Source organism: Bombilactobacillus sp. ESL1202 (genome assembly GCF_058107125.1).
This window is the reverse complement of record NZ_CM176590.1, coordinates 1,836,405-1,850,921: the sequence shown is the minus strand read 5'-3', so window position 1 is coordinate 1,850,921 and position 14,517 is coordinate 1,836,405. Positions and strand designations below refer to the sequence as shown.

Below are 14,517 nucleotides of genomic sequence, written 5' to 3'. Positions count from 1 at the left end.
CCAGATCACTTATTATGCCTATTTTTACCAAAACTAACATGGTACTCTGCTTCATATTCGGATTGATATTTTTTTAAATAATAAAATGATAGAAAAATCTTTTTCGGAATATATGAGAATATTAAATAAATTCCAGAAGTAATAATGGCAGGAACCAACAAATAACAAATCAATATATTTTCAATAATCCTAACTAGAATTTCATTTTTTACAATTAAATATTTAATTTGTAAGGCCAAAATTAAACCACTCGTCAAAGAAAAAAATAATTTAAAAGTCCTCATAATGTTTTTCTCTAATTTTTGTCTCTTAGATAAAACCATTCCTTTAGTATAATCAAATTGAGTAGGAACTTTTTTTAGTGACATATGACTATTAAGAATTTTATATATTTCAATAAATATAATTTCAAGATATATGCAGCAAAGAAATAAAAAAAGCACTTTATTCAATATCATATTAATACTATAAAAATAAAATATTACTACAATTATTATTGCAATAACAGCATATAAAGAAAGTAATAATCCCCTATAAAAGCTTTCAAGTATAAGATCTTTGCCAATAAATAAATTATAAATATAAAAGATAAAATTTATAGCAAGTAATGACAAGCATAACAATACAAAAAAATCCATAAAGCAATATCTTTTGTTGAAAAACTTAAGTGTGAGGCAAACGAATAATATTAACAAATCAAAAACATTGAGTACAATAAAATTATGAAATTTTTGTCTAGTAGGAGATTTACTTCTGATTATCTTTAACAAATCTTCAACAATATTAAAAGTCAACTGTTTACTTTCTTTAAACGAAAAGTTGAACATTGTTTTTACCCCTATTTGAAAAACTATCATTCCAGTCAATCTGTGAAAATGATTTACCTATATTTTTTTCAACATTATGTGCACCATTTTTAAATTGATCAACAATATGTGGCTTAAAAAACTTCAATCCCAACGTAAAAGAGCCTAGAGCAACTCCAAAAAATGCAGCTGGTATCCAAAATCCACTTCCAACCATCGCTACTCCTAATAATGCTCCACTGACTGGTCCAATATTAAAGATAGTATCAATTGCCCCATCACTCACTGCTCGTCCTAAATCATGATGTTTTTGGTCAACATAATCTGCTCCTGTATTTAATATAAAATCTCCCACTAAAGATTTCTTAGTGGCATATTCAGTAATACCGGTCTTTTTGATAGCTTTAAAACTTCCTAAAGCTGTTTTTCCAACATGACCTAAATTACCATTGATGACGTCTGGGATATATTTATTAAACTTATTAAAATAACCGGCTCCTTTTTTAACATCTTGCCAGAATGTTTTTAATTCTTCTAGTTCTCGACCACTAGCCGTGATAGTTGCTGCTACTGCCAGTTTTCTAATAGCGCTAACTAGCTTTGGACTCTTAGTAATAGCTGTCATAATTTCTTTAGATTCCAAAATTGCTGTTAAGGCCCTTTTAGGATTTGCTTTAGCTATCATCTTTAAACGCTTATAATTATCATTCCCAATTATGTCTTTAATACTGTCTATAAACTTATCAAGTGCGCGCTGCTCTTTTTGATTTTGAATAGTTCCTATACTCTTAATCTGTGACCCTAGTTTGATTGTTTGCTTACTCAAACCCTTCATCGTTGCTGTAGGCCTACGCTGATTAAATTGTTGGAGTTTATCCAAAGTCTTTTTAGCAGAGTTACAGACTTGTTTTAAATTAGATGCCGGCTCCTCACTTAAACTGCTCAAGCTAACAAGATCTGCCACTGATTTAATCGTATGATTACAACTTTCAATTTGCTCAATCAGTGAACTTTGTTCACTATGAAATTTTTGTTCAATGTCTTGAATATAATTCGAATCTAAAATGGCATTAGCACTCGAATCTACATCACTGGCAAAAACTTGCAATAACTTTTGGTATTGCTGCTGTAATTCAGTTAAGTCGTTGACTAAATTATGATTTAAACTTTTATGCGTCTTATTAGCATAATTAGCCATGGATCTTTTAGCCTGTCCCGAAAAGCCCGGTGTTTGTGGAACAGCAGTCATTTTGTCGCTAACGTTTAATAAACTTTCTTTTGTGGAACTAATTTTGCGACTTAATTCTCGTTGACTATCAATAACTTCTTGAATTTTGATTTTGACCATCAGTTAATGTCCCCCAATATCTTGCGCTAACTTTTGATCTTGCTTGACTAATTGAGACTCCGTTTTTTTAAATTGCCCCACGTCATTTTCAACTACTGTATGATATTTTTTTATTAAACTATCCATTTTATTACTCAGCTGTAATATTTGCTCAAATGGATGCGCATTAGTCCTATTAAAGCGGTGTAATTTCAAATTTGCTTCACCTAAGTTGACAGCTGCTTTTTTAGCATTTGCTACTTTATTTTCAAATGCCCCAACATTAATTGCGATCTTAGTCATTAATTTCCCCTCTTAATCACTTGCTAATTGTGAACACTGCTGCGATAATTCCCGAATTTTCCGATCAATGGCACTCAGATCTTGTTGTAAAACTTGAGAATTTTTATTGCAACTTTGTTGGAATTTTTCGTATTCCTTCGATAACTTATTTTTTCTTTCACCTTGCCACTGGCTACTGGTAATGGAAGTGTGAATCTTAGTAATTTTTGCAATAATCTGCGTTAATTTAGTTTGATCACTAGATAATTTAGTTTTGGCTTTCTGTAGTTTAGCAATTTTTTGCTTTAAATTATTGATTGCTGTTTCATTTTTTTTGCTCATCAACTTCACTCCTTAATCAACTTTCTTCTTTTACCATCAGCTCGGCAACAAAAACCTAGTAGTAACAAACTACCTATAATTAAAGCCCATGTACTACGTTCATCAGACTCACCTGTTTGTGGCAAAGTGGCCGCTGAATCGGTGCCTCCTGTTTGTTGATTATTGTTTGGATCAAGACTATTACTTGCACTACTACCACTATCGTGATTAGGAGTACCCGCCGTTGGTTGACTACTAGTAAAATTATTGGCATCAGTGGCTGCATTATTCCCACCATTTTGCGCAGGTTTTAGTGTTGGATCAGAAACATTATTTCCCGGGTCATTAACTTGATTATGATTAGCTGTTTGCTGAGACGAATTTACATCATTAGTAGACGTAGTAGTATTAGTCGTGCTATCAATAGCTGGTTTATAGTAAAGTGTGACTGTCTGTTTAGAACTAGTAAATACACCACTTTCCTGGCCGACTAAATGATCAAAAGTATAACCACTGATTTTTAAGCGCTCAACATTATAAGTGTCACCAAGATTGCCCCGTAAAACCACATTATTGGCTAATTCTTCTTTGGTAATAGCATCTAAATACCGAACCGTCACATCTTGGCCTGTAACCTGTTGATCTTTTCTATACATAAAAGTTATCGTCTGAGGTTCTTTGGTATAAGTTCCCGTCGTTTGACCATCAACATGGTCGTATAAATAGCCAGGAATATCCAATCGCGAAACATTGTATGTCTCGCCGAGTTTACCTTTAGTAACCACGTTAGTCGCAACACTATTTTGGGTATCTTGATCTAAATAGCGCACAGTTAAAGTCCCTGTCGTGGCTTTTTCTTGATAAATCAAGGTCACAGTCTGTTTGTCAGTCCCAAATTGTCCAGTCAAATTACCATCCGCTTTAAAATATTCATAATTATCCACAGCATAATCATGGGGATCAACACTAAAACTTGTCCCCACAGGGCCACTAATTGTTTGCGAATTTTGAATGGCGGTTCCCTGATCATCTACAAATTGCACCACTACTTGACCATCAGCCACAACGGGTTTTTGCGCATCATCATCTTTCGCAGAGTAACTAAAAATCACAGATTGTGGCTCTTGGCTATACGTGCCATTAACGTTCCCCGTCACGTCTTTAAAATGCATCCCATAAAATGTTTTTTGTTCTGCATAATATGGTTGACCAACCTTACCTTCTAAGGTAACTTCACTCATCACACTACCAGTATCAAAGTTAATATATTGAACTTTAACTTTCCCAGTTTCACTAGCAGGATCTTCCGTCGAACTATCAGCAGGCTTATCAGGCTTGGTGGTGGTCACTGCTTTGGTTAGATCATAGCTTTTTTGTAATTTTTTAAAATTAGCTTCTTGGGAATTATTTAAATCAAAGGTTTGAGCCTGAATACTCATTAAATTGCTCGTTAACAACTCCACTAATAATGTTGCTACCAAAAAAATTGCCGTCAGTTTATTTTTCATTCATTTACTCCTTAATTTTTAAACTATTCCTAATTGGTGTAGCCTTGAATGATTTACTGGATAAGTCGCTAATAACATTCCTTGCACGACTGTTCGGAAATTACTACTGGTTAAATTCTCACAAGTAATCATTGTAATTTCCGGCATGGCCAAGTGATCATCAATTAAGTCCACTTGGCGATTGGAAACTCCCGTTAAAACTTTGGTGACTTGATATTTATAAATTAACTTTAAATCAGTTAAATAAACTTCATTCCCAACTTGGGTTTGATGCAAATTATGAAAAATAGTTTGATTATTCATATAATGACCCGCTAAAGCGTAATTACCAGCCCCCATAATTTGATTAGGCTTCATAGTTGTCACACCCGTCAGTAAATTATCACCGTTTGGACCATAACCTTGAAAAACATAATTTTTAATATGAACTTTAGGAATTATTAAATAACCGATTGGCTGTGCTTGATAATTCCAAGCTCGCAAAAGATCGCTAGCTTTCACTTCGTGAACATCATGAGTGTCAAAGTTAGCCTTTTGTTGCCGATTATGAACAATCTTTTGATGACTGACAGTTTGTGTTTGGTTTAAATAATGTTTCATTAACCAGTCATGTCCTAAAGGGCTACTAATCAAGCCATAAGCAATTAAAACTAAACTTATACTAAGCACTAAAACGGATAAAATTATTTGAAAAGTTTTTTTCTTAATAATAAACACCTTCTTTAAAATGATTTATTTAGGAATTCTGATTTTTTTATAGGAACGCTTTTTAAAGTAATAAGATTCGTCATCTTTGAGATACTCCTCATTAGAGATGTATTTAACGTTGATCAACTCTTGATCTGTCAGCCGACTCCCTAAAATACCAACCTTAATTTCAGCTTTGAGTGCTCGCGGTAAATCTTCAAAACTACCGGTAAGATATGACAAATAAGTGTTGATTACCAGATGTAATCCCAAATTATGTCCCTTTTGAATAATTTCTAATAAGTTAATTTGATTCTGATCTGCCAGATTAGCAATTTCTTCTAAATCATTGAAATAAACCAAATATTCCTCAGTTGATTGTTCACCCTGTAGAAGCTTTTTTAATTGTTGCAATTGCTCCACAACTTTGGTCTCAGAAGCTTGGGGGTCAACAACTAAGGTTTGATATTGCCCTTGTTGCGCTGCTAATTGCTGTCGAATTAAAACATCATACAGCTGATATTGTTCTTCCGTATCATTCAAAATGGTAAAGTAATTATCATGTTCCAAATCAAAGGTGATGGGCTTAGTAGTTGCTGTATCTAAACCTAAAGCTAGTTGATCACTAGCGCTAGTAGCCATTGTTTGAAAAATATCCCATGTAAATTCTTCAGGAATCATTGGAATTGCTGGTGGTAATTTCCCTTGCCAATCAGCTTTCATTTGTAACGTTAATTGCTTAATATTTTCTAAAATTTCTAAAGAACTACTACCTTGAGCTGGCAATAAAGTTTGAATCAAACGCACAGTATCTAACTTCATTAATCCACGACCGGGTTGATCATCAATTGCTAATTTTGAGCGCCCTACAATATCGGTCGTTTCATTACGATCAAACAAGAATAAGGAAATTTGCGTTTTAATATTCGACAATAACTGAATTCTCAACGCAGCTTGTCGATTGGCCGTCAGCAAAAGATAAATACCAACATTGGCTCCTTCACGTGTAATCTTATCTAATAGACTATTAAACCGATCACTCCAAGCAACTTCTTTGGCCGCATCCATAGCATCAATGGCAATTTCAATTATGGGCAACTGTTCATCAGTAGCACTAATGTATTGCTCCAAATTAGCCACTCCAGCTAAACTCAACAAATGCTTGCGGTGATTAATTTCTTGTTCGATAATTTCCTGAAACTTAAGAATTTTTTCCGTTTCATCAATTCGAATGAGATCAGCTACTTGCGGCAAATCACGCAACGCTAATAAACCGTTAGTACCAAAGTCGAGTAAATAAACATTCAATAACTCGGGGGAATTTTGCTGACATAATCCTAAAATCAAAGTTTGAATAAAGGTACTTTTCCCATAGCCTGGACTCCCAAAAACAGCTAAATGTTTAGCTTGTAAAAAATCAATAACTAGCGGCTTTTGTGCTTGCTGATCCGGATAATCTGCGATTGCTACCGTAACTTGTAAATCGGCTTGCGTTTTCAACCAATTTGTTTGGTAATCAGTCGTCACATAATCTTGATAGAACAACTGCTGTCCCAGTGGTGGCAGCCAAGGTTGTGGTAACCGTTCAATCTTTTGTTTGTGAGCAAACTGGGCAATATAGTCAATGACCGCCGTTAATTCCGAAACCTGGTCTGTTTTTTTGTCTGCCTTAACTTTTGTTAAACCACTTAAATCAGTTGCCCAATTTTCATACTGCCCCAATTCATTAATCCGATATAATGGATGATACGTTTGCGTTTTTGTAGCTGTTGGTTGATAATCTTTGCCACTATAAGCACTTTGAAACAATTCATAAATTTCGTTATTACCAACTTGTAAATACGCCCGCCCAGGTTCGACAATTGAGGCCGCATCGGGTGTATGCAAAATTTCATTGGAATCCGATTGATCTTGAACTTTTAAAGCAATTTTAAAACGAGAGTTACTCCAAATTTGTTCATTAACTACTCCACTTGGCTTTTGGGTGGCCAAAATCAAATGGATTCCTAAAGAACGACCAATACGGGCAGTGGAAATCAACTCTTGCATAAAATCGGGCTGTTCGGCTTTTAATTCTGCAAATTCATCACTAATCAAAAACAAATGTGGCATAGCTTTGGTCGCCACTTGGTCATGATACAGTTTTTGGTATTCGTTAATATGGTTAACTTGATATTGACCAAACAATTGCTGACGTTTCTCTAGCTCAGCTTTAATGGAGGCTAGCGCCCGTAAACTCTGACTACCATCTAAGTTCGTAATCGTTCCAAGTAAGTGGGGTAATTTGTTGAATAAGTTGGCCATCCCGCCACCTTTATAATCAATCAACAAAAAACCAACATCATCTGGATGAAAATTAATGGCCAACGAAGCAATGTAAGATTGAATTAACTCTGACTTTCCTGAACCTGTAGTTCCGGCAATTAGCCCGTGAGGGCCGTGTGCTCTTTCATGCAAATCTAATTTAACAATGTCATCTTTGCCCCGCTGGCCTAAGGGGACAGCCAAACTTTTATAAGGTAAATTAGTGGCCCAGCGTTGTTCTAAGTGCAATTCTTCCACTTTTTTGACATCGTAAAGTTCCAATAACCCCACCGAAGCTGGTAAAGAATTTTTTAAACTTTCCTTATGATCTAACGAAGCTAACCGCCGTAAACTCAAATCTAAATCTAAAGCGGCCACAGAATCGGGAATAAATTTTTGATTAGCTAATAATCCCGCTTCAATCACAATTTTGGCCTGCTGGCTATCTTCATATTCCACCACAGTTTGAACGTGTTCTGGCAAATCAGCCAGTGTATCTTTCACAAAGATGACCGCCACACCCAATTGGGAAATATCCCGTGACAGATATTCCATGATACTGTGGTTGATAATCAATTCCTCATCTTGGATAATCAAAATATAATATGGTGAAAAATTAAGCGCGTGATCTTTATTTTCTTCTTTAACCATTTGTTCACGATCTTTCAACAGTTGAAATAAAGCTGTTAAAATCTGATCTCTAGTTTGTTCATCATCAACAAAATTTAAAGTATTACTCTCATTAGAACGAAAATGCTGCAACCAGCGAAATTCTTGCCAGATATCTTGTTGCTGATTAAAAACCGCAATAAAACGCACATCATGATAACTATGAAAAGTTGCACTCTGTAAAATAATATTTTTTAACGCTAAATCAACCTGGTCGCGATCACCAACTAAACCAACCCCCCCGTGAATCAAACTAACCGTTAAGGGGGCTTGTTCAACCTGCTCAGCTTGTTGATAAACCTCTTTGGCAGCAGTTAGTAGTTCATCATGACTTAATTCTTGGGGCGTAAAATTAACTTGGTACTTGCCAGTAATATTACCTAGACCCAAGCGCACTGTTAAAAAATCCGTTTGAAACTTATTTTTTTCGTAAATACGGGAACTATTATTTAAAATTAAATCCTTAATTGCTAGTGGTGCTGGAAAATGATATTGCAAAGCTAATCGAGTTTGTTGCTTTTGGTCTTGAATTTCCACAATCTTTGTCTGTAAATAATCCAGATAGTCTTGATGACGTTGCTGCGCTTTTTGTTGTTGTTCTTTTTTATCACTAAAGTAACTACTAATGGAAAAAGCCACGGTGGTAATGCTCATAGCCCCCATCATAATCATGGTGGTTAAGTTGTGACTGATTAATGACATGAAAATGGAAGCTGCGACCATCACTAATGGTGGCGCAATTGTCTTTAATAATTTATTTTTAGCAGCCTCTTGTTTGGTCGGTGGTGCATCGAGGGTAATTTTGGCTTGTGGCAAAGTCCGAATGACCCGCGGCGAGCGATGATATTCGGGATAATCAGCAGTATAAGCACTAAAGAGTTGGTGCTGATGAAACAGCGAACTACGAATGAACTTATTTAAAGGATCTGCTAATATTAGCCAACCGTCAGCCTGTAAGCTAAATTCTAAATTATCAATGGCCAAAACATCACCATAAGTAAAATTAAATGGTTCTTGTAAAACTAAGCGATGATTAAGATACAGTGGTAACTCAAACGTACCTTTTAACTGAAATTGTTGCGGGTTAGTCGTTGGAGTAATCAAAAAATTAACCGCACTCGCCAGTTGGAGATCGTTGAAAACTTGTGCACCAATACTAATATTTTGCGTTGCGGATAATTGAGCGATATCAAAGCTCCATTGAGTCAAAGGCAGTGGTACTAATAGTAATTTAACTTGCTCAGCAATTTGACACACTTGTTTTACTGGAATTTTTTGCTCGTTGACCCAAAAATCTTGCTGGTGATCAAGCTGGATTTGAAATGATTGTTTTAATTCAGGAACATAATAAAAATCATGATAATCCGTACTTAAAGTAAATTGAGTTTGGTTAGTCGTGTCTAACTTTAGGACCGAATAACTATTTTCAAGCCAGAGATATAATTGATACTGTTCAGCCATTGTTTTCTATTCTTTCTTTAATTTTTTAGTGTAGGTATGAATCAATTTCGAGTACTTATCTAACAACTTTTGTTTTTTCGCTCCAGTTAAATGTGGATTACTGTTTGCTTGTGAGTATAACTTGGTATAGGAAAAAAGAATTAATTGCTGATCACCTAAATATTTGGCTAAGTCTAAAGATTCATTAAAATTGCCTTGACCATCATAAATCCAATATTTCAAATAGTTAGGATCAGCATTCATTGTTAAAGATTTCTTGATGTTTGATTGCTGATTGTGATTAAGATTATTCACACTAACGTAGGCATCGGCCAACATCAACTGCTGAACTTTCGGCATCTGTCGAACCTTCGTTTTGCCTAATCGCTCAATGGTTTGATCATAATCTTGTTCTAAATAAGCACCCGTACCTGCCACTAAGTCCTGTTTTTGGGGCAATTCGACCATGACCAAATACAGCAGTATAAGCGTCACAACACTCAAAAAAATTGATTCAATCACAAAACCCCATTGATAAAAATGAAATTGCTTTTTCGAGGCTACTACTAATTGATTTTGCTCAAATTTTAAAGCACGTTGGTACTCCGTTTTAAGCTGCGTTGCGATAGTAGTCACATTCTTCGCGCGAATGATTTTTTTATACTTAGAACCAGTAAAACTTTTATCATTCATTAATCCTTGATATAGCCGTTTAAATGAATATTTATTGTTTGATAAAACCATAATGATAAAAGCTTTTAACTGCTTTAATAAATGAGCATTACTTTCTGGCACGGCAATGCCCACGGCTCCCCGATGCAAAACCTTAGGTCGTAAATTAAAGTCAAATAAAATATTATCCGGATGCACTAACGCAACAATGCGTGAATTCCGTAATTGCCATAATTCCAATAAGTTTAGGCATAATTTTAGACGTTCACTTTTTGATAGGTTGCCCGCCAATTGTTTAAAAGTCGACCATTTTTCGGTATTTTGATACTTTAGTAGCCAAGATTGATCTTGTGCCTGCATGGTCAAGGGTACCAACAGATCATGTTGAAACTTCAAATAATCAATTAATTCAGCCTTTTGCACCCGGCCAGGTGTTAATTCTTCAACAATCTGCTCTTGATCAAATTCTTGCAATACATATTCGTGATTATCAATTGTAAATGTTCGTACTTTTTTATCCACACTATCTCCTCCGTTATTTTCACGCTCTACAAAATTGCCAAAATGTCGCCATCTGCCAGCGGATAATCTGCTAACACGTCCGTATTGGCCAATACTAAATTTTTGGTTTTAACCTTGATGACGTTAATTAAAGAACTGGCCGCAAAATTGGTCTGTTCCTGCAAACCATCAACTACTAATGCAATTAATTGATTAACTGTGATTTCCAGGGGAATTCTTAAATCTTGCACGTAATTGCTGGCAGTTATTTGAATCGTGACATTAATATATTTCATCGTTGAAATAATCTCCTTATTGCCTGTTTATGCCGTCCGGCTGCTACTCCTACCACAATAAAAATTACCATCATGATCGTTATTAACCCCCATTTTAATTGCTGAATTACAGTCCTTGAATGAAAAGCCTGTGAATGTTGTAATGAATTACTGACCGTTACTTTAGTTTGGAAAAGTTGTTGCGTAATTTGGGAAGCGGAGAAATTATTTTTAAAACTAACTTTTTGACTAAATAATTGTTGCTGGGGCCACTTAGTATTCTGCCAAGTCCGATGCTGGCGTCGTTGCTGCTGTTGCTTGAGACTATCGGGGCGAAAAAAATCAGCGTCAGCACTAAATTGTCCACTTTTCGTGTTTTCATCAGCGGTTGTTTGACTACTATTTAAAATTGAATTATTAATCGTCATTTTGCCATTATTACTGGTTGGCTGTGCTGCCCAGCAGTTAGTTACTGGCAGCCAAAATATTGCCCCTAGCAAAACTAGTTTATTGATGAAACTAAGACCTATTTTTTGCCACATATCTTTTTTCCCTAAATAATAAATTAACAATCAACAATACAATTAATAACAATCCCAAAAGCAAGATTAGCAGGACACTATCAACTTGGTTCTTAAAAAGATTTGTATAAATATCTTCAACTTGTTGAAACGGCGACAAATACTTCAAAAAGAAGCCGACCCAGCGACTTTGAGTTAAATATTGACCCAAGGCTGGTGTGTAAAAAATATATTCAATAAAACAGAAAGCCAACAAAAATTTTCCCAAAGCATCAAAAACGCGCAACAGAAAAATCAGGATTTCAATCATGACTGCTTGAATTAAAGTCGCTAAAATTAACCATAAGTGAGGACTCAAGAAATCTTTCACCAAAGATTTCGAAGTCCAGGCGACTAAAAAGCTAATTACTAACACTAAAAGCAAGGTATATTGTTGGTACAATGAATGCCGTTCTTGATCATCGGCCAAATCCAGCTGCTGTCGAAAAAATAATGGTTTTAATTTTTGCTGGTCATTACCGACAACCAACAAAGCCGTAAAAGCACTAATAATGATATTGGCCAAGGTTAAAAAATAAGGAAAAATTGAACTCAGATTACGAATCGTTCCCGCATTTTTAAATTTCAACGGTTGGGCCAAATTTCCATAAACTTTCCGCGCCGCATTATCATCATTCTTGGTGTTACTCATTGATTGATTAAAATTCTGACTGTAGTCACTATTAGCTTTGGCAATTGCTTGCCAATTGTTAAGTAACGAATTAGCATGCTGCAATAACTGATTACCACTTTGAACAAACGCTTGTGAATCATCACTAATCGCTGACGTAGACTGCGCTTGATTAGTCAGAGTTTGATCTAATTGTTGCGCTTGCGTGAACATTTGTTGCAACGATTGCTGTAACTGCGACGTTTGTTGCTGAGCTTGAACACCACTTTGGTTTGATAACTCTGTAATCGGTGAAAAATCTAATTGTGGTGGCAAACTGATTAATTGAGTATTTAAGTCCACCACCGGTGACATCATTGTTAAATGTTGATGATAACTACTCAATTGTCCTTGATATAATTGTTGAATTTTTAAAACTAATTTTTCAAAGTCATTATTAGCCTGCTGATTTTGTTGTAACTGGTCCTGATACTGCGTACGGATTTTGGTAACCGAATCACTAGCACTATTCAGATTAATTAAAACTGCTAATAAATTTTGTTCTAAACTAGCATTCGGACTTGCATTCGCAACTTGGAAAGTCGTATTCGTTGAAGTAGTTACCGTCTTAGGTTGGAACGTTTGGGTTTTATTAAAGACATTGATTAAGGTATCTGCTTGACTTAAAGTGAGCAGCAAGTTTAAATACTGATTATTTAAATTGCCCGTGTTAGTTTTCAAGTCTGTGATTACTCCTTGATTTAAGGCTGGGACATCAATCGTCAAGGAATAATCAATATTTTGGTTTGTGACCAATGTTTGGGGGATTACCGTAACTACTTGTTGCTCACCTTGATTATCAATTGCTAATCCCTGATCTTGAACAGTCACTGTCACATTTTCAGACGCCAGTTGTTGTGCGAGGTCAGCTAAATCTACTTGTGTACTACTAATATTTAAAAAGACTTTTTGGTTGGCTGGTAAAGTCAAGGTGAGTGACTGATCAGCTGCTGTTAGTTGTGATTGCTGCAGCTGCAGTGCTGTGGCTTGAAAATCATTAGTCGCACAAAAATTTGTGACCAACGTTAATTCAGCTTGTAATTGTTGTGCTTGCTGCTGAGTTAATTCGCCATCATTACTAATCTGATCTAAAATTTGCGCACTATTGGTGGGCAACTGCGCTGTGGTTTCCGTAATCATTTGCTGCAATTCTTGTTGCATATTTTGCAATTGATCAGTCACCACGGTAGTGTTTTCTTGGTTATTAGTCTGAATTAACGTTTGCTTTTGAAGTAGCGCCAAACAGCGGTTAATTTTGTCACGCGTCAAACCTAATTGTAATTGCTGATTATTTAATTCTTGAAGCAGCGGCGGATCCTCTGTAGTCAGCCACACTGGTGAATTTAATAGCTCGCTAATTTGAGTTTGCAATTCATAATCTTGCAATTGATTAGCATTTGAGCTTTCATCATGCATAATTGTTTGAAATGTATTATATTGATTGGAAAATGTATTTAAAAAGTTATTATTGTTGGCTTGAATTAACGAATTAGCACTATTTGTTAAAGTACTCAATTGTTGGTTTGCTTGATCTTGCATAACTTGAACTTGATCATTAATTTTTTGAAAACCATCAATGCCCTGATTTTGCAACAAGTTATTCAAATTATGATCAGCTAGTGGTGCATTAGTTGTTTGCTGAGCATCATTAAGCAATGGTGTCGATCCAGAATCGTGATACTGCTTCAAAAAATCAGCTAAGGGATTATTAATATTTCCTTGTAAATTCCGACTGAGTTGCTGTTCATTGATATTAACTGTGGTTAAATGTTGCTGAGCTTGATGCAGGTTAAACAAGATACTGGCCAGATACATTTCTGTCACTTTGTAATTTAATTTATTCAAAATGTTATTAGTTAATTGCGAAATTTTATTTTGGATGACAGAACTTTTATTTTCCCGCAATTTATATAAAACTTTGGTCTTTTTAAAATCAGCAGTTTGAAACTTTAAAATTTTCTGTGAAAAATTAAATGGCAAAATGATAATTAAGTCATAGCGCTTATGTTTCAAACCATTTTCGGCCACATCACGGGGAACTGAATACCAAGAAATATCATGGTCGCGCGTCAATAAATTAACAAAGTCGGTGCCAAAATTATATTGTTGATTATTAAATTGTCCACCGTGATCTTCGTTAACTAACCCCACTTGTAGGACTTTGTTTGCATTAGGATCTTTAGTTTGTTTAGTGCGAAAAGCAAAGAGCGCAATCGTCAAAGTGACGATCACTATCAAAATTGTAGCAATAATATTTTTATTATTATATTTTATAAAGTTAGACAGTTTTCCTATCACAAAATTTATCTTCCTGTAATTAAATAGTTTGATTGTTGCTAATGAAAGGTATTAATTAAGTATTAGTAATAAATTGAACCGGTTTATTACAAAATAATTTGTCCGTAATTATAAATTTTAGGCAAATTTACGTAAAAGAAGAGGTTGGGACAATAAGATTAATGATCGTATTCTATTTAAGTTCAACGAGCACTAAT

11 protein-coding genes are annotated in these 14,517 nt (G+C 35.1%); all 11 read right to left on the bottom strand.

The features are described 5' to 3' along the window. Positions 1-5: 5 nt before the first annotated feature. The 11 genes from AC3B7A_RS08270 to esaA all read right to left on the bottom strand — a co-directional run bounded on the left by AC3B7A_RS08270 (position 6) and on the right by esaA (position 14,320). Positions 6-638, bottom strand: a complete 633-nt coding sequence (locus AC3B7A_RS08270) for a hypothetical protein (RefSeq protein ID WP_489755624.1) — start codon at positions 636-638, stop codon at positions 6-8. A gap of 169 nt (positions 639-807) precedes the next feature. Further along, the gene (locus AC3B7A_RS08265; RefSeq protein WP_489755623.1) at positions 808-2,154 is read right to left on the bottom strand and encodes a T7SS effector LXG polymorphic toxin; all 1,347 of its coding nucleotides are present in this window, start codon (positions 2,152-2,154) and stop codon (positions 808-810) included. A gap of 3 nt (positions 2,155-2,157) precedes the next feature. Then, positions 2,158-2,436, bottom strand: coding sequence for a TIGR04197 family type VII secretion effector (locus tag AC3B7A_RS08260; protein ID WP_489755622.1), 279 nt, complete (start codon positions 2,434-2,436; stop codon positions 2,158-2,160). A 12-nt stretch (positions 2,437-2,448) separates the two neighbouring features. Continuing rightward, positions 2,449-2,757: a YwqH-like family protein gene (locus AC3B7A_RS08255; protein ID WP_489755621.1), complete on the bottom strand. Its 309-nt coding sequence runs from the start codon at positions 2,755-2,757 to the stop codon at positions 2,449-2,451. A 5-nt stretch (positions 2,758-2,762) separates the two neighbouring features. Beyond that, the gene (locus AC3B7A_RS08250; protein ID WP_489755620.1) at positions 2,763-4,244 is read right to left on the bottom strand and encodes a MucBP domain-containing protein; all 1,482 of its coding nucleotides are present in this window, start codon (positions 4,242-4,244) and stop codon (positions 2,763-2,765) included. Between the two features lie 18 nt (positions 4,245-4,262). Continuing rightward, positions 4,263-4,844 (bottom strand): class A sortase, encoded by a 582-nt coding sequence (locus AC3B7A_RS08245; protein WP_489755619.1) that lies wholly within the window; start codon positions 4,842-4,844, stop codon positions 4,263-4,265. Positions 4,845-4,976: 132 nt separating this feature from the next. After that, complete coding sequence (essC, locus tag AC3B7A_RS08240) at positions 4,977-9,365, bottom strand: type VII secretion protein EssC (protein ID WP_489755618.1); 4,389 nt, start codon at positions 9,363-9,365, stop codon at positions 4,977-4,979. A 6-nt stretch (positions 9,366-9,371) separates the two neighbouring features. Continuing rightward, a complete protein-coding gene (gene essB, locus AC3B7A_RS08235; RefSeq protein ID WP_489755617.1) occupies positions 9,372-10,538 on the bottom strand; it encodes a type VII secretion protein EssB in 1,167 nt (388 codons plus the stop codon). A gap of 26 nt (positions 10,539-10,564) precedes the next feature. Further along, complete coding sequence (locus AC3B7A_RS08230) at positions 10,565-10,813, bottom strand: EsaB/YukD family protein (RefSeq protein WP_489755616.1); 249 nt, start codon at positions 10,811-10,813, stop codon at positions 10,565-10,567. Then, positions 10,810-11,334: a hypothetical protein gene (locus tag AC3B7A_RS08225; protein ID WP_489755615.1), complete on the bottom strand. Its 525-nt coding sequence runs from the start codon at positions 11,332-11,334 to the stop codon at positions 10,810-10,812. The genes AC3B7A_RS08230 and AC3B7A_RS08225 overlap by 4 nt, the downstream gene beginning before the upstream one ends. Next, on the bottom strand, positions 11,312-14,320 hold the full coding sequence (gene esaA, locus AC3B7A_RS08220) for a type VII secretion protein EsaA (protein ID WP_489755614.1): 3,009 nt from the start codon (positions 14,318-14,320) through the stop codon (positions 11,312-11,314). The genes AC3B7A_RS08225 and esaA overlap by 23 nt, the downstream gene beginning before the upstream one ends. Positions 14,321-14,517 lie beyond the last annotated feature (197 nt).

Bases quoted from the DNA above. Each gene is read 5' to 3' on its own strand.
- AC3B7A_RS08270 (WP_489755624.1), bottom strand. From the start codon at position 638: ATGGATTTTTTTGTATTGTTATGCTTGTCATTACTTGCTATAAATTTT.
- AC3B7A_RS08265 (WP_489755623.1), bottom strand. From the start codon at position 2,154: ATGGTCAAAATCAAAATTCAAGAAGTTATTGATAGTCAACGAGAATTA.
- AC3B7A_RS08260 (WP_489755622.1), bottom strand. From the start codon at position 2,436: ATGACTAAGATCGCAATTAATGTTGGGGCATTTGAAAATAAAGTAGCA.
- AC3B7A_RS08255 (WP_489755621.1), bottom strand. From the start codon at position 2,757: ATGAGCAAAAAAAATGAAACAGCAATCAATAATTTAAAGCAAAAAATT.
- AC3B7A_RS08250 (WP_489755620.1), bottom strand. From the start codon at position 4,244: ATGAAAAATAAACTGACGGCAATTTTTTTGGTAGCAACATTATTAGTG.
- AC3B7A_RS08245 (WP_489755619.1), bottom strand. From the start codon at position 4,844: ATGAAACATTATTTAAACCAAACACAAACTGTCAGTCATCAAAAGATT.
- essC (WP_489755618.1), bottom strand. From the start codon at position 9,365: ATGGCTGAACAGTATCAATTATATCTCTGGCTTGAAAATAGTTATTCG.
- AC3B7A_RS08230 (WP_489755616.1), bottom strand. From the start codon at position 10,813: ATGAAATATATTAATGTCACGATTCAAATAACTGCCAGCAATTACGTG.
- AC3B7A_RS08225 (WP_489755615.1), bottom strand. From the start codon at position 11,334: ATGTGGCAAAAAATAGGTCTTAGTTTCATCAATAAACTAGTTTTGCTA.